Genomic DNA, 21,648 nt, shown 5'->3' with positions numbered 1-21,648 from the left:
GGCCTCCAGGTCACTTCAGTTGAAACGCAGGGTCCAGGCTCAGCGCCCGCAGCATCGACAGCCCGACCGTGCCGGCCGGCAGCGGATTGACCGGCGGCGCGGCCAGCACCGCGGCCTCGATGCGCGCCTTGGTGCGCTCATCGGGCTCGCGGTCGGCATGGGCGCCGAGCGGCGCGAGCCACGCGTCCGCATCGAAGCGCAGCCCGCCCCCGCCCTTCTCGACGCCACCCATCTCGACGCCGCGGAACAGGCGCTCGGTGAAGCGCTTGCGCTCCAGCAGCGTCGTGCTGTCGATCCAGTCGGTGTAGCCGGGCCAGCCCTTCACGTTGGGCGGCGCGAACAGGCTCTGCCCGAGCTTGGCGCTGGCGCGCGCGATCGGCAGCATCGCATCGAGCTGCATGTCGAACTTCGCGTCGAACTGGCGCAGCGTGCCCACCGTCAGCTCCACCGGCGACTTGATCAGCGCCGCGCGCGCGGCCGGCGCCCAGAACGCATCGCTCAGCAGCAGCTCGCGCAGCGCCGCGTCGATGCGCCAGCCGCTGTCGCGCAGCCGCGCGGCGACGCGCTCCAGCGTGGCCGGCTCCGGCACCGGCGAGACGAACTCGCGCCACAGCTTGCCGGCGATGAAGCGCGGCGCGGCCGGCTGCGCGAGCAGCTGGTCGAGCGCGCCATCGGCGTCGTAGGCGGCGCTGCGTCCGAACAAGGTCTTGCTGCCGCTGTCGTGCAGGCGCGGGCGCAGGCGGGCGCTCCAATCGGCACGGTCGACGGTCCAGCCCGAGAAGGCGCGCGCGGCTTCCTGGATGTCCTGCTCGCGGTACTGCCCTTCGCCGAGCGTGAACAGCTCCATCACCTCGCGCGCGAAGTTCTCGTTCGGCGCCTGCGCCTTGTTGGCCGCGCCGTCGAGGTAGATCAGCATCGCCGGATCGCGCGCGATGCCATGCAGCAGCTCGGCGAACGAGCCGAGTGCGTGCGTGCGCAACAGCTGCTGCTGGATGAACATGCCCTGCGGGCTCTGCACCTTCTGCACCGAGGTCGCGAAGTGGTTGTGCCAGAACAGCACCATGCGCTCGGCCAGCGGCGCCGGGGTGTCGCGCATCTCCTGCAGCCACCAGGCGGCCAGGTCCAGCGTGTCGCGCCGCGCCTGCTGGCGCGCCGCCTTGCGGGCGTCCTCGTCGGGCAACTGGCCAAGCGGCGTGCGGATCGCCTCGCGCGTGAAGTCGGGCGGCGGGTGCAGGGGGCGCGCGCCGCGCGCCGCATCGATCAGCCGATCGACGGCGGCCTCGGCACTCAGGCCGATCCAGGGCGCGAGCTGCTGCGGCGACGGTACGAAGCCGGTGCGGGTCAGCAGGTGGCGGGCATCGCTTTCGTTCAGCGTCATGCGTTTCTCCAGTCGGCCCCCAACGAACCGGCCGCCAGCTTCGCCGACAACTCTTGCCGACCTTCACAAACCTTCACTTGCCAAACCCGAAAAGCCGTGTCGCAAGATTTGTAACAGATGGTCCGGAGCCCCCAAAAACCGGATCGAACCTGCGCACAATCTCGGCTGTTACAAATCAACGGAGCCGTCGATGACGCCCACTGCCACTGCCCGCCCCGACCGCGTTGTCGTGGTCGATGACGATGCCCGGATCCGCGACCTGCTGCGCCGCTATCTGACCCAAGAAGGCTTCGAAGTCCTGCTGGCGGAGGACGCCAAGGCCCTGAACCGGGTGCTGACGCGCGAGACGGTCGACCTGATCGTGCTCGACCTGATGCTGCCCGGCGAAGACGGGTTGTCGATCTGCCGCCGGCTGCGTGCCGCGAGCGACGTGACGCCGATCATCATGCTGACGGCCAAGGTCGAGGATGTCGACCGCATCGTCGGCCTGGAGGTCGGTGCCGACGACTACCTGCCGAAGCCCTTCAACCCGCGCGAACTGCTGGCCCGCATCCATGCGGTGCTGCGCCGCCGCCCGGCGATGGAAGCCCCGGGCGCCCCGGCCAAGGATGCGCAGACGGTCACCTTCGGCCCGTTCGAGTTCGACCTGGCGCTGCGCCGCCTGTCGAAGGACGGCGAGCAGATCGCGCTGACCACCGGCGAGTTCTCGATGCTGAAGGCGCTGGTGCGCCATCCGCGCCAGCCGCTGTCGCGCGACAAGCTGGCCCAGCTGGCCCGCGGCCGCGAGTTCGAGCCCTTCGACCGCAGCCTGGACGTGCAGATCTCGCGCCTGCGCAAGATGATCGAGCCCGATCCGGCCCAACCGCGCTACATCCAGACCGTCTGGGGCGTCGGCTACGTCTTCGTTCCGGACGGCACCGCCTAAAGACGGATGGCCCGCAATGCCGTCGCGCTGAGCCTTTTCTGGCGCACCTTCTTCCTGCTGGCCGTGCTGCTGACCGGCGGGATCTTCGCGTGGGTGCAGACCTTCCGCGCGCTCGAGTTCGAGCCGCGCGCGGTGCAGGCCGCGCAGCAGATCGCGAGCCTCGTGAACCTGTCGCGCGCCGCGCTGCGCTATGCCGACGGCATCAACCGCGTGACGCTGGTCAAGACCATGTCCGACCAGGAAGCCGTGCGCGTGCTGCCGCGCGAGCCCGGCGACAAATGGGAGGCCTTCGAGGTCGACCGCTTCTCGCGCGCCATCGGCCAGGAGCTGCGCACCCGCCTCGGCCCCGACACCATCGTCGCGACCGCGGTCAACGGCAACGGCGGCCTGTGGGTCGGCTTCTCGATCGAGAAGGATCCCTACTGGCTGCAGGCCGACCCGACGCGCGTGCGCCCGCTGGCCGGCAGCACCTGGCTGCTGTGGGTCAGCATCGCGCTGCTCGCCACCGTGGTCGGCTCGGCCGCGATCGCGCGGCTGATCAACCAGCCGCTGCGCGACCTGTCGTTCGCCGCCAGCCGCATCCGCGACGGTGAATACGAGTCGCAGCTCGACGAGAACACGCTGACCAGCGAGATCCGCCAGGTCAACATGGGCTTCAACCGCATGGCGCGCGAACTGGCCAAGGTGGAAGAAGACCGCGCGGTGATGCTCGCCGGCATCTCGCACGACCTGCGCACCCCGCTTGCGCGGATGCGGCTCGAGGCCGAGATGAGCGTGCACGACGAAGAGGCCAAGCGCAACATGGCGCTCGACATCGACCAGCTCGACGCCATCATCGACAAGTTCATGGACTACGCCCGCCCCGGCGAGACCAAGCTGGTGCCGGTGCACGTGAGCAGCCTGGTCGAGCGCGAGATGCAGGGCTTCCGCGACCCGAGCCAGATCCGCATCAGCTCGCGCGTGGCGATCGACACCAAGGTGATGGCCGACGAGATCGAGCTCGGCCGCGTGTTCCAGAACCTGTTCGAGAACGCGCGCCGCTACGGCCGCTCCACCGATTCCGGCATCGCGCGCGTGCAGGTGAGCTATGCGCGCACCGGCCCGTGGGTGATCCTGAGCGTGCGCGACCACGGCCCCGGCGTCTCGCCCGACAAGCTGAAGCAGCTCACCACCCCGTTCTTCCGCGGTGACGCCGCGCGCACCGCCGCGACCGGCGCCGGCCTCGGCCTCGCGATCGTCGAGAAGGCGGTGCAGCGCATGGGCGGCAACTTCGAGCTGTCCAACGCCTCCGATGGCGGGCTGGTCGCGCACGTCAGGCTGAAGCGCGCGCCATGACGATGGGGGCTCCGATCGCCCGCGCCGGGGCTCGCGGGTGGCGCGTGCTGTTGGGCATCGCCATCGTCGTGCTGTTCGGCGCGCTGGTCGCGCGCGATTTCCAGGGCGCCTGGTACGAAGAGGAAGACAGCCACCGCGTCATCGTCAAGCTCGCGATCTACTGGTGTTCGTGGCTGCTGTGGCCGGTGCTGGCGCTGCTGGCGCGCGAAACCTGGCGCACCGCGCGCCGCCGCAAGCCCGCTGCCACCGCCGCCGGCCTCGTGGCGCTGGCGCTGTGCGGCTGCTTCACCTGGGCCCGCTTCATCGAGCCGAACTGGCTGCAGGTGCGCGAGACCCCGCTCGGCACGAGCTGCGGCGTGCGCGTCGCGCTGATCTCGGACCTGCACGTCGGCCTCTATGTGCGCGAGGCTGAACTGCAGCGCCTCGTCGACCGGCTGAACACGCTGCAGGTCGATGCGGTGCTGGTGGCCGGCGACTGGACCTTCGAGCCGAGCCACGACCTGCGCACCACCTTCGCGCCGCTGGCCGGCGTGCGGCATCGCATGCTGTCGGTGCTGGGCAACCACGACGAACAGCGGCCCGGCCCACCGCTCCGCGATGAGCTGCAGCAGGCGCTGGCAGCCGCGCACGTCGAGGCCATCGATGGCAAGCGCGTGCCGCTCGGCCGCTGCGAGTTGCAGGGCCTGGGCGACCGCACCGCGGGCTCGGCGCAGCGCGACCTCGACGCCTCGCGCACGCACCCCTGGACCGTCGACCGCGCGCACCGCGTGATGCTGACCCACAACCCCGACACGGTGTTCGACCTGCAGCCCGACGAGGCCGCGCTGCTGCTGGCCGGCCACACGCACGGCGGGCAGATCGACATCCCCGTCTTCACGAAACACCTGCTGGCACACGCCACCGATGGCGGTTTTCAGCAGGGCCTGTACGAACTGAAGAACGCCCGCGTCTACGTGACCCCGGGCGTCGGCATCGACAAGCTGCCGCTGCGCTTTCGCGTGCCGCCCACCATCGACGTGCTGAGCTTCTAGGCTCATCCGTCAGATCGCTCCGGCAAGACCTCGCGGCCCGCGAGGGTGTGTTGAAAAATGACACCGCCCGACATGTTCATGTCGTAGAAATGCGGCACAAGTCACAGATCGAGCAGGGGGTCAGGATGATGCAGAACTTCGCGCGCCTGTGTGCCACGCTGTGCGCCGCCGTGGGCTTGTCCGTCGCACCCGTGGCCCATGCCGTCGACTACACCTTGACCGACCTCGGCCTGCTCGGCACCGGCTGGAGCAACAGCTACGCCACCGGCATCAACGCGAGCGGACAGGTGGTCGGCTACGCCTTCAACAACGGCTACAACGGCACCTCGTTCACCGACAGCTACCAGGCCTTCGTGACCGGCGCGAACGGCCGGGGCATGACGGCGATCCCGACGCTCGGCGGCAGMTGGAGCAAGGCCACCGGCATCAACGACAGCGGCTGGGTCGTCRGCACCTCGGCCACCACCACCTCGACGCCGAGCGGCGACACCYGCGGCTTCGTCTACGAAGGCAACGGCAACGCGCCGCGCAGCCTCGGCACGCTGGCCGGGCCAAGTACTGCGAACGGAATCAGCGCCAATGGCCGCGTCGTCGGCGCCTACACGGCTCACGGAGAGACGCAGCGTGCCTACCTGACCGACGCGAACGGCGGCGCGATGCACGACATCGGCACGCTCGGCGGCGCGAACTCGACGGCATATGGCGTCAACGGCGAGGGCCGTGTGGTCGGCAGCGCGCAGTACCGTGGCAACGCCAACGCCGCGGTCCCGCGCGACCGCGCCTTCATGACCGGCTACGACGGCGACGTGATGATGCCGATCGCCGTCGCCGGCTACGACATGTCGGGCGTCGACACCAACTCGGTCGCCAACGCGATCAACAGCGAAGGGCAGGTCGTCGGCACGTCGGCCAGCTTCGTCGGCGACCGGGGGCGCGCCTTCATCGCCGGGCGGGACGGCGTCGGCCGCGTGCTGGACCTGTACGACATGGGCAGCTTCGAGATGCACGGCGCCTGGAAGTTGACGAGCCAGGGCCTTGGGCTCAACAGCATCGGCCAGGTCGCCGGCAGCTACTTCTTCACCGTCAACATGATGGACCACGCATTCATCAGCGGCGCCAACGGCCTCGGGCTGGTCGACGTCAACACGCTGAGCTTCACGAACCTCGCGGCCGGTGCCCGCGACTGGCTGTTCTTCAATGCGACCGGCATCAACGACTCGGGCCAGTTCATCACCAACGGGACCAACGGACACGCCTACCTGGTGACGCCGGTGCCCGAGCCGGCGGCGCTGCTGATGATGGCCTGCGGCCTCGGCTGGCTGGCGTGGCGCCGCCGCGCGAGCATCAACGCCTGACGCCGGGAGAACAAGCATGCGCAAGACGCTCACTCGCTTCTTCGCGGCGCTGTGCGCCGTTGCGAGCCTGGCCGGCGCGCCTGCGGTGGCGAACGCCACCTTGTACACGCTGTTCGACCTGGGGACGCTGGGGCCTCCGCCGGGGCCGGGCGAATGGCGCTGGATGCAGGCCACCGGCTTCAACAACAGCGGCCAGGCGGTGGGCTTTGAAACCCACCTCGCCCAGGCGGCGGATGGGTCGTGGAGCGAGACCGGCGAGACCGCCTGGATCAGCGGCGCGAACGGCATCGGCCTGAGCGCGCTCCCGACGCTCGGCGGTTCGTGGAACCGGGCAACCGGCATCAACGATGCAGGCTGGGTGGTCGGCACCTCGTCGACGGCTGGCGGCACCGCGCGCGCGTTCGTGGTCAGCCCGAACGGCATGTCGGCCCGCGACCTCGGCACGCTGGGCGGCACTTCCAGCAGCGCAACCGCCATCAACGCCAGCGGCCAGGTGGTGGGCACCAGCACGAACGCTGCAGGGATTCGGCGCGGCTTCATCAGCGATGCGCAGGCCGGCAACCTGCATGAACTCGGCAGCCTGTACCCCGGCGGCACCAGCACCCCGACCGCCGTCAATGCCTCCGGACAGGTCACCGGCATGAGCAATGCCTCGGCCCCGCAGGACGGCACGGACCGCACCTTCGTCACCGGGCCGAACGGGGCTGCCTTGCGTGAGATCCCCGGCCCCTACCCCGGCGACTTCAGCCGGGGCCTGGGCATCAACGACCGCGGGCAGGTGGTGGGACTGGCGGCGCCCGGCCTGCGCTTCCCCACCGGGTTCATCGCCGAGGCCGATGGCAGCAGCCGCACGCTCGAGGTGCCACTGCCTCCCGCGGGCGGCGAATTCCCGGTGTCCGTGGACGTGTGGCCGGGCGGAATCAACGCCGCGGGCCGGGTGGTCGGCCGCTATCACCAAGGCACCTACGCGGAGGGCTTGTTCGTCACCGGGCCCGACGGCAACGGCGCAACGCTGCTGGACTCCAGCTCCTTCGTCGGGCTCACCGGCCCGTTGCCGTACTGGGACTACGACGCCGCGTTGCTGATCAACGATGCCGGGCAGATCCTCGCCACGTCCGGGGACCGCCACGTCTACCTGATCTCGCCGGTGCCCGAGCCGGCCGTCGTCGGGATGATGCTGGCGGGCCTCGGCTTGCTGGCATTCCGTCAGAAGCAATGCTCCTCACGAAAGGCGAACCCATGAAGCACACCCTGAAGCACCGCCTGGGCCGCCTGCTGGCGACGCTGGGCACCTCCGGCGCCTTGCTGGCCACCGCCCCGCTCGCGCAGGCCGGCGAGTACCTGCTGACCGACCTCGGCGGCTTCGGCGGCGACTGGATCGGCATGGTCGCGACCGGCCTGAACGACAGCGGCCAGGTGGTCGGCTATGCCTATGCGCGCGGCAACAACGGCTGGTCGTCCGACGACACCTACATGGCCTTCGTGACCGGCGCCAACGGCATCGGCCTGACCAGCATCCCGACGCTGGGCGGCAGCTGGAACAAGGCGTCCGCCATCAACAACCAGGGCTGGGTCGTCGGCACCTCGTCGATCAACGCCGACAACGGCGACGCACCGGACGACACCCGCGCCTTCGTGATGCAAGGCCCCGGCGCCACGCCGCGCAGCCTCGGGTCGGCCGGCAACAGCACGGCGTCGAAGATCAATGCCGGCGGCCAGGTCACCGGCAACTTCATCAACGCCGACGGGCTGCAGCGCGGATTCGTCACCAAGCCGGGCGCCGGCGCCATCCAGCCGATCGGCACGCTGGGCGGCGCGACCTCGACGGCCAACGGCATCAATGCCGCCGGCACGGTGGCGGTCAATGCAGAGAACCGCGTGCGCGGCGACCCGACGGAGCCGGTGCGCTCGCGCGGCGCGCTGGCCGACGCGAGCAACCAGGCGCTGACCGAGGTGAAGGTTCCCGGCTACGACTACGACAACATCGACACGATCTCTGGCGTTTCAGACATCAACGACCGCGGTCAGGTGCTGAGCGGCGCCGCGAGGTTCTATGGCCCGGACGGCGGTGTCTTCCTCACCCAAGCAAACGGTGCCGTGAAGAGGATCGACCTGGAGCAGCTGGTCACGTTCCAGGGGGGTCGGGAGGAGTTCTATGCGGGGGGCAGCGCGATCAACAACCTGGGCCAGATCGCGGGCAGTTACACCTTCTCGCCCTACCTCTATTCCCATGCCTTCATCACAGGCCCGAACGGCAGCGACCCGGTCGACGTCAACGACCTGACGTTCGTCAATGCCGACCCGTCGTTCAACGACCTCTTCCTGTACGCGAGCGAAATCAACGACCGCGGGCAGTTCATCGTCACCACGCTCGGCAGCCGCGCGTTCCTGGTGACGCCGGTGCCGGAGCCGGCGGTGGTGCTGATGATGGTGTGCGGGCTCGCGTGGGTGTGCTGGCGGCGGCGCGGCAGCGTCCCGGATTGCCATCCGGGCTACCGATTCACGGCTTGATCAGCAGGCAGACCGCGCGCGCCTCGATCGCTTCGAGGCGGCCGACCGGGCCCATCTTCTCGGCCGTCTTGGCCTTCACGTTGACCCGGTCGACATCGAGGCCGAGCGCACCGGCCAGGCGCTGGCGCATCGTCAGGATGTGCGGCGCCATCTTCGGCTGCTGCGCAACGATGGTGCTGTCGACATTGGCGATCTCCCAGCCCTCGGCCCGCACGCGGCGCGCCGCCTCGGCGAGCAACGCGAGCGAATCGGCGCCGTGGAACTGCGGGTCGGTGTCGGGGAAATGCTTGCCGATGTCGCCGAGCGCGGCGGCACCGAACAGCGCATCGGTCAGCGCATGGCACAGCGCATCGGCATCGGAATGGCCGAGCAGCCCGTGCGTGTGCGGGATCTCGACGCCGCCCAGCACCAGCTTGCGGTCGGCCACCAGCTGGTGCGTGTCCCAGCCCTCGCCGATGCGCATCGCCGGCAGCTTGTTGCGGTTCGGATTCATCAGCGCGTCCTCAGCAGTCGTTCGGCCAACGCGAAGTCGTCCGGGTAGGTGATCTTCAGGTTCTCCAGCGCGCCGCGCACCAGCAGCGGCGAGCGGCCCTGCGCCTCGATCGCGCTCGCCTCGTCGGTGACCTGGTCGCCGGCATGCAGCAGCGCCTCGCGCAGCCGGCCGATGCGGAACATCTGCGGCGTCTGCGCCTGCCACTTGTGGCGACGCTCCAGCGTGGCTTCGCTGCGGCCCTGCACCTCGTGCTTCAGCGTGTCGGCCAGCGGCAGCGCCAGCAGGCCGCCGACCGCATCGTGCAGGCACACGTCGATCAGGCGGTCGATCCACTCGGGGCGCACCAGGCAGCGCGCGGCATCGTGCACCAGCGCCCAGTCGTCGGCGTGTGCACCGCGCGCCAGCAGCTCGGCCAGGCCGTTGGCCACCGTCTGCGCGCGGGTCTCGCCGCCGACGCGCGCGGCCCAGCCGGTGAAGGCCGGCGCGTGCGATTCGAATGCGGTGTCGGTGGGGCTCAGCACGACCAGCACGTTCGCGAGCCGCGCCACCTGCGCGAGCGCCGCGAGCGTGTGCGAGACCACGCTCGCACCGGCCAGTGCCGCGTACTGCTTCGGCCCGTTCGCCGCGGCGCGCTCGCCGACACCGGCGCACGGCACGAGGGCGAACAATCGGGAGGGGGAAGAAGTCGACATGGGGCGCGAAAAGGTGGCGAATTCTATAATCGGCACTGCCCTATCGCCCCGCCGCCACGTCGCGCGGGGCGATTTGATTTTGTCGCGCGATTGTGTCCATGCACCTTCCCAGCCTGTCTCCCGGAAAACGCTTCACGCTGCCGCGCCCGATCGGCTCGGCCGATGCCCTGCTGCTGGCGCGCTTCGCGCAGGCACGCACCGCCCAGAAGCAATTGACTGCGATCGTCAGCGCCGAGCCGGCCGACACGCAGCGGCTCGAAGGCGAACTCGCGTTCTTCGCGCCCGAGCTGCGCATCGCGGTGTTCCCCGACTGGGAGACCCTGCCCTACGACACCTTCTCGCCGCACCAGGACCTGATCTCCGAGCGGCTGGCCACGCTGTGGCGCATCCAGCGCGGCGAGGTCGACGTGGTGCTGCTGCCGGCCTCGACCGCGCTGGTGCGGCTCGCGCCGCCGAGCTTCCTCGCCGCCTACACCTTCAACTTCAAGCAGAAGGAAAAGCTCAACGAGGCGGCACTGAAGGCCCAGCTCACGCTCGCCGGCTACACCCACGTGAGCCAGGTGGTGTCGCCGGGCGAGTACGCGGTGCGCGGCGGGCTGATCGACCTGTTCCCGATGGGTTCGCTGGTGCCCTACCGCGTCGACCTGTTCGGCGACGAGGTCGACAGCATCCGCACCTTCGACCCCGACAGCCAGCGCAGCCTGTACCCGGTGCCCGAGGTGCGGCTGCTGCCGGGCCGCGAGTTCCCGATGGACGAGGACTCGCGCACCGCGTTCCGCGCCCGCTGGCGCGAGAAGATGGACGGCGACCCGACCAAGGTGCGCCTGTACAAGGACATCGGCAGCGGCATCGCGACCGCCGGCATCGAGTACTACCTGCCGCTGTTCTTCGACGGCGTCGCGACGATCTTCGACTACCTCGGCGAGCAGGCCGCGATCGCGCTGCACGGCGAGGTCGACGACGCGCTGAAGCGCTTCTGGGTCGACACCCGCGAGCGCCACCGCTTCCTGCAGCACGACAAGGAGCGGCCGATCCTGCCGCCGGAAGACATCTTCCTGYGCACCGAGGATTTCTTCGCGATCGCCAATGCGCACGCGGTGCTGTCGGTGCGCGGCAAGGAAGAGACCGACTGGGCCCGCCCGCTGCCCGACCTCAGCGTCGACCGCGGCGCACCCGAGCCGCTGAAGAAGCTGCAGCTGCACGTGGGCACCACGCCGCACCGGGTGCTGATCGTCGCCGAGAGCGAGGGCCGGCGCGAGAGCCTGCTGGAGCTGCTGCGCGACAGCCGCATCGAGCCGCCGTCGGTCGCGAGCCTCACCGAATTCGAGCAGGGCGACGAGCGCTTCGCGATCGCGGTCGCGCCGCTGGCCGAGGGCTTCTTCTGGCACGACGCCGAGCTCGGCCGCGCCATTCAGTTCATCACCGAGACCGAGCTGTTCGCGACCTCGCCCACCGGGCGGCGCAAGCGCAAGCAGGAGCAGGTCAGCGACGTCAACGCGCTGATCAAGGACCTGTCGGAGCTGAAGGTCGGCGACCCGGTGGTGCACGTGAACCACGGCATCGGCCGCTACGTCGGCCTGATGAACATCGACTTGGGCGACGGCCCGAGCGAGTTCCTGCACCTCGAATACGCCGACAAGGCCACGCTGTACGTGCCGGTCGCGCAGCTGCACCTGATCAGCCGCTACACCGGCGTCAGTGCCGAAGAGGCGCCGCTGCACCGGCTCGGCTCCGGCCAGTGGGACAAGGCCAAGCGCAAGGCCGCCGAGCAGGTGCGCGACACCGCGGCCGAGCTGCTGAACCTGTATGCCCGCCGCGCCGCGCGCGAGGGCTTCGCGTTCCGCTTCTCGCCGCACGACTACGAGGCCTTCGCGGCGAGCTTCGGCTTCGAGGAGACGCCCGACCAGAAGGCGGCGATCCACGCGGTGATCCAGGACATGGTGAGCCCGAAGCCGATGGATCGCCTCGTGTGCGGCGACGTCGGCTTCGGCAAGACCGAGGTCGCGCTGCGCGCGGCCTTCGTCGCGGTCACCGGCGGCAAGCAGGTGGCCATCCTCGCGCCGACAACGCTGCTGGCCGAGCAGCATTTCCAGAACATCTCCGACCGCTTCGGCAAGTGGCCGGTGAAGGTGGCCGAGCTGTCGCGCTTCCGCTCGCCGAAGGAAGTGAAGGCGGCGCTCGAAGGCATCGAGGACGGCACGGTCGACATCGTGATCGGCACCCACAAGCTGATCAGCCAGAGCGTCAAGTTCAAGCGCCTCGGGCTGCTGGTGATCGACGAGGAGCACCGCTTCGGCGTGCGCCACAAGGAGGCGATCAAGGCGATGCGCGCCGAGGTCGACGTGCTGACGTTGACCGCGACGCCGATCCCGCGGACCCTGGGCATGGCGCTCGAAGGCCTGCGCGACCTGAGCGTGATCGCGACCGCCCCGCAGCGCCGCCTGGCGATCAAGACCTTCGTGCGCAACGAGAGCACCGGCACCATCCGCGAGGCGATCCTGCGCGAGCTGAAGCGCGGCGGGCAGGTGTACTTCCTGCACAACGAGGTCGAGACGATCGAGAACCGGCGCGAGAAGCTGCAGGAGCTGCTGCCCGAGGCGCGCATCGCGGTCGCGCACGGCCAGATGGCCGAGCGGCAGCTGGAGCACGTGATGCGCGATTTCGTCGCGCAGCGCCACAACGTGCTGCTGTGCTCCACCATCATCGAGACCGGCATCGACGTGCCGAGCGCCAACACCATCGTGATCAGCCGCGCCGACAAGTTCGGCCTGGCGCAGCTGCACCAGCTGCGCGGGCGCGTCGGCCGCTCGCACCACCAGGCCTACGCCTACCTGCTGGTGCCCGAGGTCGAGGGGCTGACCAAGCAGGCGGCGATGCGGCTGGAGGCGATCCAGAACATGGAGGAGCTCGGCTCGGGCTTCTACCTCGCGATGCACGACCTGGAGATCCGCGGTGCCGGCGAGGTGCTGGGCGACAACCAGAGCGGCAACATGATGGAGGTCGGCTTCCAGCTCTACAACGAGATGCTGGGCGAAGCCGTGCGATCGCTGAAGGCCGGGCGCGAGCCCGACCTGCTGTCGCCGCTGTCGGCCACCACCGAGATCAACCTGCACGCGCCGGCCCTGCTGCCCGATGCCTACTGCGGCGACGTGCACACCCGCCTGAGCCTGTACAAGCGCCTGGCCACGGCCGAGAAGCCGGAGCAGATCGACACGATGCTCGAGGAGATCACCGACCGCTTCGGCAAGCTGCCGCCGCAGGGCCAGACGCTGTTCGACGTGCACCGGCTGCGCGTGCTGGCCAAGCCCTACGGCGTGATGAAGATCGATGCGGCACCGGGGCTGATGGTGATCAGCTTCCGGCCCAACCCGCCGGTGGACGCGATGCGCATCATCGAGCTGGTGCAGAAGAACCGCCACATCAAGCTGGCCGGCAACGACAAGCTGCGCATCGAACGCCAGACCCCGGAGCCGAAGGACCGCGCGCAACTGATCCGCGACGTGCTGCGTTCGCTCGGCCAACCCAAAGAGACTGCCTGACCCCATGAGCCCTGAATCCGTCCCCGGCCTCGTCATCCAGCGCTTCACGCCGCCGCTGCGGCTCGCTGACTTCAAGCTGATCGCGTTCGACATGGACTCGACGCTGATCAACATCGAATGCGTCGACGAGATCGCCGATGCGGCCGGTCGCAAGGCCGAGGTGGTGGCGATCACCGAGGCGGCGATGCGCGGCGAGATCGCCGACTACAAGGACAGCCTGCGCCGGCGCGTCACGCTGCTGAAGGGCGTGCCGGTCAGCGCGATGCAGCAGGTGCTCGATGAGCGGCTGCAGCTGAACCCCGGTGCCGCGGCGCTGGTGCAGGCTTGCCAGGCGGCGGGCATGAAGACGCTGCTGGTGTCGGGCGGCTTCACGTTCTTCACCGACCACGTGCGCGACCGCCTGAAGATCGACTTCACGCGCTCGAACGTGCTGGAGGTGGCCGGCGGCGCACTGACCGGCCGCATGGTCGACCAGCCGTGGGGCGACATCTGCGATGGCGACGAGAAGAAGCGGATGCTGCTCGCGACCTGCGCGCAGCTGGGCATCCAGCCGAGCCAGGCGATCGCGATGGGCGACGGGGCCAACGACCTGCCGATGATGGGCGCCGCCGGGCTCTCGGTGGCCTACCACGCGAAACCGGCGGTGCGGGCGCAGGCGATGGTGGCGATCAATGCGGGTGGGTTGGATCGGTTGCTGGAAGTTTTCTGAGGTCATGTCGATGAATCTCGATTTCAGCGACACGTTTCGTTGACGTGTCGCTGCCAGCGACATATCCTCGGAACATGTCGCAAGAATCGAGTTTTGAGTACACGTGGAGCGCGGACCAGCCTTTCAACGGCCTTCCGCCGCTGCCTCCCGCGATCGAGCTTGAAACCAAACCGGTCCTGAAGCAGTGCGTGCTGGCACGGTCGGCGCTGGCGGCCCTGAAGCAGGCTGCGGCGTTGATCCCGAACCAGACGATGCTGATCAACACGCTGCCGCTGCTGGAGGCGAAGGACAGCTCGGAGATCGAGAACATCGTCACCACGGCCGACCGGCTGTTCCAGTTCGCCCAGGGTGYCGATGCAGGGGCCGATCCTGCGACGAAAGAGGCTTTGCGCTATCGCACCGCGCTGTATGCCGGCTTCAAGTCGCTGGCGATACGCCCGCTGTCGACGGCGACTGYGGTCGAGATCTGTCAAACCATCAAGGCGGCCGACATCGACGTGCGCCGCGTGCCGGGGACCAAGCTGGCCCATGCGAACACCGGCGCCGTCGTCTACACGCCGCCCGATGGCGAGAGCCGACTGCGCGACCTGCTGGCCAACTGGGAGCGCTTCCTGCACGAGCAGCGCGATCTCGATCCACTGGTTCGCATGGCCGCGGGCCACTATCAGTTCGAAGCCATCCACCCGTTCAGCGACGGCAACGGCCGGACCGGTCGCGTGCTCAACATCCTGTTCCTGATCCAGGAGGACCTGCTCTCCTTGCCGATCCTCTACCTGAGCCGCTACGTCATCAGGCACAAGGCCGACTACTACCGGCTGCTGCTCGACGTGACGCGCAAGCAGGCCTGGGAGCCGTGGCTGCTGTACATGCTGCGCGCCGTCGAGGAGACCGCGACCTGGACCACCGCCAAGATCGCGGCGATCCGTGCGCTGTCGGAAGTCACGGCGGCCCATGTGCGAGCCCGGCTTCCGAAGATCTACAGCCGCGAGCTGGTCGACGTCATCTTCGAACAACCGTATTGCCGCATCGCCAACCTGATCGACAAGGATGTCGCGCAACGCCAGGCTGCGTCTCGCTACCTGAAGGCTCTCGTCAAGGTTGGCGTACTGAGAGAGATTCACGCCGGCAAGGAGCGGCTATTCATCCACCCGCGCCTGCTGCGCCTGCTGGCGGATGACACCAACCGCGTCGACCCCTACCCGGCCGCGGCGGAACTCAAGGCGCCTGCATGATGGTGCGGGTGCTGGACGTCGTACATTGACGATCCACGCCGTACCGAGTCGCGTCCGGATGGAAATTCACACACGGGTTCAAGGGGAGGATGGATGGAACTTTTCAAATTGAAGATGGTGGGGGCGATGTTGGCGTTTGGCATCGCAAGTCCCGTAGGGGCAGCCCAGGGCGAGATGGGCACCGGAATTCCGGATGGCTATTCGATCTACTCGCCCGTGGCCACGGGAGGCAGTGCCCAGATCGTCGTCTGGTCTCTCAAAGGCGCGTCGACTGCAATGCCCAGCGGCTGCAGCAACATCACGCTGACACTCCGCACCCTGGAGGCCGACACCTACAAGATGGCCCTGGCCACCATGCAGATCGCCAAGCTCACCAACCAGCCTGTCAGGTTCTATGCGCACGCCAGCCGCGATGCCGGTTGCGGTGTGGACATGATCCAGCTGTCGCCCAACTGACCTCGCAGGCGTTTCGCCTACGCGGACGGCATCACCACGATCCCGTCCGCGTCCGCATAAAGCCGATCCCCCGGCCGCACCCACACGCCCTGCACCTGCACCGGCACGTCGCGCTGCCCTTCATTGCGCTTCTCGGTCGGCAACGGCATCAGCGCCAGCGCACGGATGCCGACATCGCAGGCGGCCAGCTCCGCCACGTCGCGCACGCAGCCATCGACGACCAGGCCGGCCCAGCCGTTGCGCGCCGCGGCCGCCGCGAGGTTGCCGCCGACCAGCGCCCGCCGCAGCGAGCCGCCACCGTCGACCACCAGCACCCGGCCCTGCCCCGGCGAATCGACCGCCGCCTTCACCAGCGAGTTGTCCTCGAAGCACTTCACCGTGCTGACCAGCCCGCTGAACTTCGGCCGGCCGCCGAAGTCGCGGAACACCGGCGGCAGCACGCGGAACGCACCGTCGGTGTCGTTCTTGTGCGCATCGCACAGGTCGCAGGTGGCGAAATCGTTCGGGTGCTCGGCGCTCATGCGGTGACTTTCTTGATCGGGGGTTTCACATCTTCGCGGCGCGGCGGCAGCATCGTCTGGTGCTCGCGCGGGGTGTTCAGGATGATCGCAGTGGAAGTCTCGGTCAGCAGGCAGAACTTCGTGACGACGGCATCGAGGTGGGGCACGTCGATCACCGCGATCTCGAGCAGCCAGCTGTCCTCGCCGGTCACGTTGTAGGCGCTGACCACCTCGGGACTCTGCTGCACCAGCTTGACGACCCGCGCGTATTCGGCGCGGCCCACGCGCACCATCGCACGGATGCCGTAGCCGAGCTTGCCGAGGTCGACCGTCGCGCGGTAGCCGGTGATCACGCCGGCGGCCTCGAGCTTGCGCACCCGCTCGGTCACGGCCGGCTGGCTCAGGTGCACGCGGCGGCCGAGTTCGGCCATCGTCAGGCGCGCATCGGCCTGCAGCTCGGCGAGGATGCGCGTGTCATGGGCGTCGATGTCAAGGTTCAAGGCAAAACCTCCGAAAGTCCTTCAAACATAGCATGCGTTGCATCCGTCGACCTTGCTTCTTGCATTCCAATGACGCGCCCGCCTTCGTACGATGTCGACCTGTTTTCCGCACCGAACACGCACCATGTCCGCCTCCTCTCCGACCGCCTCGCTGCAGCCCGAACGCCACGGCCCGCAGGCGCTGATCCTGCTGTGCCTGGCCGCCACCTGGCTGGTCTGGGGCTCCACCTACCTCGCGATCAAGTTCGCGCTGGTCAGCTTCCCGCCCTTCCTGCAGATGGGCTCGCGCTTCCTGTTCGCCGGCGTGCTGCTGATGGCGTGGATGCGCTGGCGCGGCGCGCCATGGCCCAACCTCGTGCAGTGGCGCAATGCGCTGGTGGTCGGCGCGCTGATGCTGGGCGGCGGCATGGGTGGCACCGCGTATTCGGAGCAAACCGTAGGCTCGGGCCTGGTGGTCGCGTTCATCGCGGTGGTGCCGCTGATGATCGCCGGGCTGAACCTGCTGTGGCGCGTGGTGCCCAGCCGCCTCGAGCTGCTGGGCATCGCGGTCGGGCTGGCCGGCGTGCTGATGCTGACCCAGGGCGCCGGCTTCCAGGCCTCGCCGGTCGGGCTGTTCGCGATTGCGACGGCCTGCCTCACCTGGTCGGTCGGCAGCGTGCTCAGCCAGCGCAGCCTGCCGCTGGCCCCGGGCGCGACCGGCTTCGCCAGCGAGATGATCTGCGGCGGCGTGGTGCTGCTGCTGCTGGCCGCCGTCACCGGCGAGCAGATGCAGTGGCCGCCGGAACCGAAGGCGGTAGGCGCCTGGTTCTACCTGGTGGTGTTCGGCTCGCTGATCGCGTTCAACGCCTACATGGTGCTGCTGTCGAAGGCCAGCGCGGGGCTGGCGTCGAGCTACACCTTCGTGAACCCGGTGATCGCGATGCTGCTGGGCGTCGCGGTGGCCGGCGAGACCGTCACGCACTACGAATGGGCCGCTGCCGGTGTGGTGCTCGCGGGCGTCGTGCTGCTGCTCTGGAAGAAGAGCCGCTAGCCGACCGGCTTCTCCATGATCACCAGGTGAAGGCCGCGATATTGCGGCGGCAGCCGGTCGCTCGTCGACGTGATGCGCTCGCCCACCCGCCTGAACCCGAACCGGCCGTAGTGCAGGATCAGCCCGGTGCTCTGCGCCCAGGTGTCCAGCCGCAGCACCCGAAGGCCCAGGCGGTGCATCTCCTGCTCGCACCAGTCCAGCATGTGCGCGAACAGCTGCCGGCCCTTCCACGCCTGCCCGACGATGATCCGGTTGATGTAGCGGGCCGATTCCGGCGCCAGCCCCTGCCACATCTCGCGGTCCATCAGCGAGGGTGGGCAGAAGCTGAAGATGCCGGCCACCTGGCCCTCCAGCACCAGCGCGTACTGGCAGCGCTCGGCGATGTCGTTCTCGACGACGGCGAGGTCCAGGTCCTGCCAGGATGGGTGCCCGCCTTCGCGTTGGAAGGCGATCGCTTCGCGATAGAGTGCCTCGATGGTGGGAATGTCCTCGACACTGGCGGGTCGGATGTGCATGACGCTGCGGCATGAGCTGGGGAGCCGCCACTGTGACGAGGCATGCCGCCGCCGTCTTGTACCGTTGTAAATCGCAAGGGACCGTTCGGATGCAGGCAGACGCGCCGGCAGCTTCAGACTGGGTGCAGTACCGGCCGGCCGGCGCCGCGGGCGTGACGCTGATGCGGGCACATTTCACCGAGCACGCGTTCGAACGGCACAGCCATCCGGAGTACGGCATCGGCCTGACCGGCAGCGGCGTGCAGACCTTCAACTGCCGGGGCACGACCCAGACCAGCGTGCCCGGCGACGTCATCCTGCTGAACCCCGACCAGGCCCACGACGGCCTGCCCGGCCAGGCCGGCGGCTATGGCTATTGCATGCTGTACGTCGAGGCAGACGTGCTGCCTGGCATGCTGCAGCGCGCCGCCGGGATCCAGGGCAGCCGTCATTTCCGCGCACCGGTGGTCCACGATCCCCAGGCGGCCGCCACGCTGCAGCGCGCCATCCTCGCGACAGGCCAGCCGCAGGAATCGATGCGGGGCGAAGTGCTGCTGATGGAGGCTTTCGTGCAACTCCTGCTGCGGCATGGCGAATCGCCGAAAACCGTGACGCCGCCGGTGCACGCAGGGCTGAAGCGGCTCCAGCGCGTGCGGGACCACATCCGGGCGAACGCCGACCGGGACCTGTCGATCGGCGAACTCGCCCGCGAGGCCGGCGTGTCGCGGGTCTACCTGAGCCGCGCCTTCGCCCGGCACTTCGGCGTGCCGCCGCACCTCTACCTGAACGCGGTACGGATCGCGAAAGCGCGCACGCTGCTGTTGCAAGGCGGGGCGCTGGCCGAGGTGGCCGCTGCCGTGGGCTTTGCAGACCAGAGCCACTTCACGCGGCGGTTCAAGGGTGCGACCGGCTTGTCGCCCGGCGCGTGGCTCAGGCAGATGCGGCCGGCGTAGTGTCAACAGGCTTGGTCTTGCCGATCAGCGCCGCCACAGCGTGAAGCGCTTCAGCTCGCGCGTGCTGACGGCGTTCAGCAGCTGTGCCTGGTCGAGCGGCCCGAGGTTCTGGGCCATCGCATCGAGCAGCTTGGTCGGCACCGCCTGCGCGTTCGAGACGACCAGCGCCTCGGTGTCGCTGTCGCGCTGCGTCATCAGCACGAAGAACAGGTCTTCGCCGAGCGGGCCGTCTTCGGTCGTCAGCACGTCGACCTGCCGGATATCGGACCAGGCCAGGCGGCGCGTCGACGGCTCCTGCGGGTCGTCGGGCAGGCCGCTGCGGTGCACCAGGCCCCACGGGCTCACGTCGAGCGTGTCATAGCCCGGCATCGCCACCTGCCGGCGCTGCGAGCGCAGCAGTGGCGGCAGCAGGCTCAAGGCCAGCAGCAGCGCCCCCGGCCACCAGCGCGCCTGCCCGGCCCAGGCCGCGGCCAGCCACACCAGCGAGACCGCGAGGCAGGCCCGCCACACCCAGCGCTCTGCCGGCGTCGGGGCCGGCAGGGGATTGACGGGAAGCACTTTGTTCATTGGCAGCAATATATCGTCGGTATGACAACGGCGGTATGACATTGTCTTGAACAAGTCATCCGACAAATCCCTTCGCCCACCCTCGCGATCGGGTTTTCAGGCCTGGCCCAGGCGCCGCCGGGCCGCCTCGCGGATCGCCTGCAGGCTGCTGCGGCTGGTGCTGACGTCGGCGTCGAGTTTCAGGTGCAGCAGCGTCGGCCGGCCGCTCTCCAGCGCAGCGGCGAATGCCGGCCCGAAACCCGCCGTGTCCGAGACACGCGCCGAGCGCCAGCCGAAGGCCTCGGCCAGCGCCGCGAAATCCGGGTTGAACAGGTCGCTGCCGCTGACGCGCCCGGGGTACTCGCGCTCCTGGTGCATGCGGATGGTCCCGTAGGTGCCGTTGTCGACGACGACGCTGATCAGCCGCTTCGCGCCGTAGCCGGTGGCGGTCGCCAGCTCCTGGCCGGTCATCAGGAAGTCGCCGTCGCCGGCGATGTTGACGACGGTGCGCTCGGGGTACAGCAGCGCGGCGGCCACCGCGGCCGGCACGCCGTAGCCCATCGCGCCGGAGGTCGGCGCGAGCTGCGTGCGGCCGGCGTGCTGCATGCCGTGGTAGCGGCAGAAGCGGTGCAGCCAGCCGCTGTAGTTGCCGGCGCCGTTGGTATAGACCGTGTCGGCCGGCGCGAGGCGCTGGATGGTCTTGATGACCTCGGCCATGTCGAGCGGCTGCACCGCGGCGGCGACGTGGTTGGCCTCGTAGTCGGCATGCGCCGCGGCCGTCCACTCGCCCCAGGCCGGTTTGGTCGGCGCGGCCAGCGCTTCGAGCGCCTTCGCGGCAGCGGCCATCGACGACTGCAGCAGCAGGTCGGCGGCATAGACGCGGCCGAGCTCCTCCGGCCCCGCATGGATGTGCACCAGCTTCTGCAGCGGCCGCGGCGCCTTCAGCAGCGTGTAGCCGCCGGTCGTCATCTCGCCCAGCCGCGCGCCGACGGCGATCACCAGGTCGGCCTCGCCGATGCGCCGCGCGAGCGCCGGGTTGATGCCGATGCCGACGTCGCCGGCGTAGTTGGCATGCCGGTTGTCGAACAGGTCCTGGAAGCGGAACGCGCAGCCGACCGGCAGGTTCCAGTTCTCGGCGAAGCGCTGCAGCGCGGCACAGGCCGCCGCGTCCCAGCCGCTGCCGCCGGCGATCACGAACGGCCGCTCGGCGGCCATCAGCAGCGCGCGCAGGTCGCGCAGGCCGCCCGGCGCGGGCCAGGCATGGGCCGGCTCGGCGCGCGGCAGCACCGGCGCGCTGGTGGCCTGGGTCAGCATGTCTTCCGGCAGCACCAGCACGACCGGCCCGGGCCGCCCCTGCAGCGCGGTGTGGAAGGCGCGCGAGATGTATTCGGGCAGCCGCGCCGGGTCGAGCACCTCGCCGACCCACTTCGCGAAACCGAGCGTGCCGGGGCCGAACACCTGCCGGTAGTCGAGCTCCTGGAAGGCCTCGCGGTCGCGCTGGTCGCTGGCCACCTGGCCGATGAACAGCACCATCGGCGTGCTGTCCTGGAAGGCGGTGTGCAGCCCGATGCTGGCATTGGTGGCACCCGGGCCGCGCGTCACGAAGCACACGCCCGGGCGGCCGGTCAGCTTGCCCTGCGCCTCGGCCATGAAGGCGGCGCCGCCCTCCTGCCGGCAGGCGATGAAGCGGATGCTGTCGCGGTGCTCGTGGAAGCCGTCGAGCACGGCCAGGTAGCTCTCGCCGGGGACACCGAAGACGGTGTCGATGCCCTGGGCGATCAGGGCTTCGACCAGCACGTGGCCGGCGAGGCGTTGCGAACGTTGCGGGCGGGGCGGGGAAGACGCGGATTCAGTCATGTCGGCGCGGCGCAGGAAGCTGGACGGAAGCGCCCAGTGTGCCTCGTGCGCTGACGATTCGCGGCAACCTGGAACCGGATGTGTCCGCGGCAACCTGGAACCGGATGTGTCC

At 69.3% G+C, this 21,648-nt stretch carries 20 protein-coding genes; 12 read left to right on the top strand and 8 right to left on the bottom strand.

Features of this window, described 5'->3' with window-relative positions; translation table 11 throughout:
• Positions 1-10: 10 nt before the first annotated feature.
• Positions 11-1,378 (bottom strand): DUF1800 domain-containing protein, encoded by a 1,368-nt coding sequence (locus tag AC1DXV_RS11605; RefSeq protein ID WP_477933648.1) that lies wholly within the window; start codon positions 1,376-1,378, stop codon positions 11-13.
• 190 nt (positions 1,379-1,568) lie between these two features.
• Between AC1DXV_RS11605 and ompR the strand changes: the two genes are divergently transcribed.
• The 6 genes from ompR (at position 1,569) to AC1DXV_RS11575 (ending at position 8,535) form a co-directional block, all read left to right on the top strand.
• The gene (gene ompR / locus AC1DXV_RS11600; protein ID WP_047512077.1) at positions 1,569-2,303 is read left to right on the top strand and encodes an osmolarity response regulator transcription factor OmpR; all 735 of its coding nucleotides are present in this window, start codon (positions 1,569-1,571) and stop codon (positions 2,301-2,303) included.
• A gap of 6 nt (positions 2,304-2,309) precedes the next feature.
• Positions 2,310-3,638: an ATP-binding protein gene (locus tag AC1DXV_RS11595; protein WP_477933646.1), complete on the top strand. Its 1,329-nt coding sequence runs from the start codon at positions 2,310-2,312 to the stop codon at positions 3,636-3,638.
• Positions 3,635-4,669, top strand: a complete 1,035-nt coding sequence (locus AC1DXV_RS11590; RefSeq protein WP_477870021.1) for a metallophosphoesterase — start codon at positions 3,635-3,637, stop codon at positions 4,667-4,669. Before AC1DXV_RS11595 ends, AC1DXV_RS11590 begins: the two co-directional genes overlap by 4 nt.
• Before the next feature lie 125 nt (positions 4,670-4,794).
• Positions 4,795-6,024 carry a PEP-CTERM sorting domain-containing protein gene (locus AC1DXV_RS11585; protein ID WP_477933644.1) on the top strand — a complete coding sequence of 410 codons (1,230 nt, stop codon included), beginning with the start codon at positions 4,795-4,797 and terminating at the stop codon, positions 6,022-6,024.
• A gap of 16 nt (positions 6,025-6,040) precedes the next feature.
• Positions 6,041-7,267, top strand: a complete 1,227-nt coding sequence (locus tag AC1DXV_RS11580) for a PEP-CTERM sorting domain-containing protein (RefSeq protein WP_477933642.1) — start codon at positions 6,041-6,043, stop codon at positions 7,265-7,267.
• Positions 7,264-8,535 carry a hypothetical protein gene (locus AC1DXV_RS11575; protein WP_477933640.1) on the top strand — a complete coding sequence of 424 codons (1,272 nt, stop codon included), beginning with the start codon at positions 7,264-7,266 and terminating at the stop codon, positions 8,533-8,535. Before AC1DXV_RS11580 ends, AC1DXV_RS11575 begins: the two co-directional genes overlap by 4 nt.
• Here the strand turns inward: AC1DXV_RS11575 and ispF are convergent.
• Complete coding sequence (gene ispF / locus AC1DXV_RS11570; RefSeq protein ID WP_477873233.1) at positions 8,525-9,028, bottom strand: 2-C-methyl-D-erythritol 2,4-cyclodiphosphate synthase; 504 nt, start codon at positions 9,026-9,028, stop codon at positions 8,525-8,527. The two genes, AC1DXV_RS11575 and ispF, sit on opposite strands and share 11 nt — an antisense overlap.
• Positions 9,028-9,720, bottom strand: a complete 693-nt coding sequence (gene ispD, locus AC1DXV_RS11565; protein ID WP_477933638.1) for a 2-C-methyl-D-erythritol 4-phosphate cytidylyltransferase — start codon at positions 9,718-9,720, stop codon at positions 9,028-9,030. Before ispD ends, ispF begins: the two co-directional genes overlap by 1 nt.
• Before the next feature lie 98 nt (positions 9,721-9,818).
• On the opposite strand from ispD, the gene mfd reads away from it, so the two are divergent.
• From mfd to AC1DXV_RS11545, 4 genes are all read left to right on the top strand, one after another.
• Positions 9,819-13,259, top strand: coding sequence for a transcription-repair coupling factor (gene mfd / locus AC1DXV_RS11560; protein WP_477933636.1), 3,441 nt, complete (start codon positions 9,819-9,821; stop codon positions 13,257-13,259).
• Between the two features lie 4 nt (positions 13,260-13,263).
• Complete coding sequence (serB, locus tag AC1DXV_RS11555) at positions 13,264-13,968, top strand: phosphoserine phosphatase SerB (RefSeq protein WP_477933634.1); 705 nt, start codon at positions 13,264-13,266, stop codon at positions 13,966-13,968.
• A gap of 74 nt (positions 13,969-14,042) precedes the next feature.
• Entirely contained in the window at positions 14,043-15,200 is a 1,158-nt protein-coding gene (gene fic, locus AC1DXV_RS11550) for a protein adenylyltransferase Fic (protein WP_477933633.1), read from the top strand.
• A gap of 93 nt (positions 15,201-15,293) precedes the next feature.
• Positions 15,294-15,656 carry a hypothetical protein gene (locus AC1DXV_RS11545; protein WP_477933632.1) on the top strand — a complete coding sequence of 121 codons (363 nt, stop codon included), beginning with the start codon at positions 15,294-15,296 and terminating at the stop codon, positions 15,654-15,656.
• A 17-nt stretch (positions 15,657-15,673) separates the two neighbouring features.
• On the opposite strand, the gene rraA is transcribed toward AC1DXV_RS11545, so the two are convergent.
• Positions 15,674-16,177 carry a ribonuclease E activity regulator RraA gene (gene rraA, locus AC1DXV_RS11540; protein ID WP_477933631.1) on the bottom strand — a complete coding sequence of 168 codons (504 nt, stop codon included), beginning with the start codon at positions 16,175-16,177 and terminating at the stop codon, positions 15,674-15,676.
• Positions 16,174-16,656: an Lrp/AsnC family transcriptional regulator gene (locus AC1DXV_RS11535; RefSeq protein ID WP_477874318.1), complete on the bottom strand. Its 483-nt coding sequence runs from the start codon at positions 16,654-16,656 to the stop codon at positions 16,174-16,176. The genes rraA and AC1DXV_RS11535 overlap by 4 nt, the downstream gene beginning before the upstream one ends.
• 124 nt (positions 16,657-16,780) lie before the next feature.
• Here AC1DXV_RS11535 and yedA point away from each other — a divergent pair, with 124 nt between their 5' ends.
• Positions 16,781-17,686, top strand: a complete 906-nt coding sequence (gene yedA, locus AC1DXV_RS11530) for a drug/metabolite exporter YedA (protein WP_477933629.1) — start codon at positions 16,781-16,783, stop codon at positions 17,684-17,686.
• On the opposite strand, the gene AC1DXV_RS11525 is transcribed toward yedA, so the two are convergent.
• A complete protein-coding gene (locus AC1DXV_RS11525; RefSeq protein ID WP_477872993.1) occupies positions 17,683-18,201 on the bottom strand; it encodes a GNAT family N-acetyltransferase in 519 nt (172 codons plus the stop codon). The genes yedA and AC1DXV_RS11525 overlap by 4 nt on opposite strands.
• Before the next feature lie 89 nt (positions 18,202-18,290).
• Between AC1DXV_RS11525 and AC1DXV_RS11520 the strand changes: the two genes are divergently transcribed.
• Entirely contained in the window at positions 18,291-19,133 is an 843-nt protein-coding gene (locus AC1DXV_RS11520) for an AraC family transcriptional regulator (protein ID WP_477872991.1), read from the top strand.
• Positions 19,134-19,157: 24 nt separating this feature from the next.
• On the opposite strand, the gene AC1DXV_RS11515 is transcribed toward AC1DXV_RS11520, so the two are convergent.
• Complete coding sequence (locus AC1DXV_RS11515) at positions 19,158-19,700, bottom strand: hypothetical protein (RefSeq protein WP_477933627.1); 543 nt, start codon at positions 19,698-19,700, stop codon at positions 19,158-19,160.
• 96 nt (positions 19,701-19,796) lie between these two features.
• Positions 19,797-21,536, bottom strand: a complete 1,740-nt coding sequence (locus AC1DXV_RS11510) for a thiamine pyrophosphate-binding protein (protein WP_477933625.1) — start codon at positions 21,534-21,536, stop codon at positions 19,797-19,799.
• Positions 21,537-21,648: the final 112 nt, after the last annotated feature.

The organism is Rhizobacter sp. P3_C12 (assembly GCF_056402735.1).
Note: the sequence above shows the minus strand (reverse complement) of the source record. Positions and strands in the feature narration are given on the sequence as shown.

What these genes read in the sequence shown, in the direction of transcription:
- AC1DXV_RS11580 (WP_477933642.1), top strand. Translation starts at nt 6,041, where the DNA reads ATGCGCAAGACGCTCACTCGCTTCTTCGCGGCGCTGTGCGCCGTTGCG.
- AC1DXV_RS11575 (WP_477933640.1), top strand. Translation starts at nt 7,264, where the DNA reads ATGAAGCACACCCTGAAGCACCGCCTGGGCCGCCTGCTGGCGACGCTG.
- ispF (WP_477873233.1), bottom strand. Translation starts at nt 9,028, where the DNA reads ATGAATCCGAACCGCAACAAGCTGCCGGCGATGCGCATCGGCGAGGGC.
- AC1DXV_RS11520 (WP_477872991.1), top strand. Translation starts at nt 18,291, where the DNA reads ATGCAGGCAGACGCGCCGGCAGCTTCAGACTGGGTGCAGTACCGGCCG.
- AC1DXV_RS11605 (WP_477933648.1), bottom strand. Translation starts at nt 1,378, where the DNA reads ATGACGCTGAACGAAAGCGATGCCCGCCACCTGCTGACCCGCACCGGC.
- ompR (WP_047512077.1), top strand. Translation starts at nt 1,569, where the DNA reads ATGACGCCCACTGCCACTGCCCGCCCCGACCGCGTTGTCGTGGTCGAT.
- AC1DXV_RS11510 (WP_477933625.1), bottom strand. Translation starts at nt 21,536, where the DNA reads ATGACTGAATCCGCGTCTTCCCCGCCCCGCCCGCAACGTTCGCAACGC.
- rraA (WP_477933631.1), bottom strand. Translation starts at nt 16,177, where the DNA reads ATGAGCGCCGAGCACCCGAACGATTTCGCCACCTGCGACCTGTGCGAT.
- AC1DXV_RS11525 (WP_477872993.1), bottom strand. Translation starts at nt 18,201, where the DNA reads ATGCACATCCGACCCGCCAGTGTCGAGGACATTCCCACCATCGAGGCA.
- ispD (WP_477933638.1), bottom strand. Translation starts at nt 9,720, where the DNA reads ATGTCGACTTCTTCCCCCTCCCGATTGTTCGCCCTCGTGCCGTGCGCC.
- AC1DXV_RS11595 (WP_477933646.1), top strand. Translation starts at nt 2,310, where the DNA reads ATGGCCCGCAATGCCGTCGCGCTGAGCCTTTTCTGGCGCACCTTCTTC.
- yedA (WP_477933629.1), top strand. Translation starts at nt 16,781, where the DNA reads ATGTCCGCCTCCTCTCCGACCGCCTCGCTGCAGCCCGAACGCCACGGC.
- AC1DXV_RS11545 (WP_477933632.1), top strand. Translation starts at nt 15,294, where the DNA reads ATGGAACTTTTCAAATTGAAGATGGTGGGGGCGATGTTGGCGTTTGGC.
- serB (WP_477933634.1), top strand. Translation starts at nt 13,264, where the DNA reads ATGAGCCCTGAATCCGTCCCCGGCCTCGTCATCCAGCGCTTCACGCCG.
- AC1DXV_RS11590 (WP_477870021.1), top strand. Translation starts at nt 3,635, where the DNA reads ATGACGATGGGGGCTCCGATCGCCCGCGCCGGGGCTCGCGGGTGGCGC.
- AC1DXV_RS11515 (WP_477933627.1), bottom strand. Translation starts at nt 19,700, where the DNA reads ATGAACAAAGTGCTTCCCGTCAATCCCCTGCCGGCCCCGACGCCGGCA.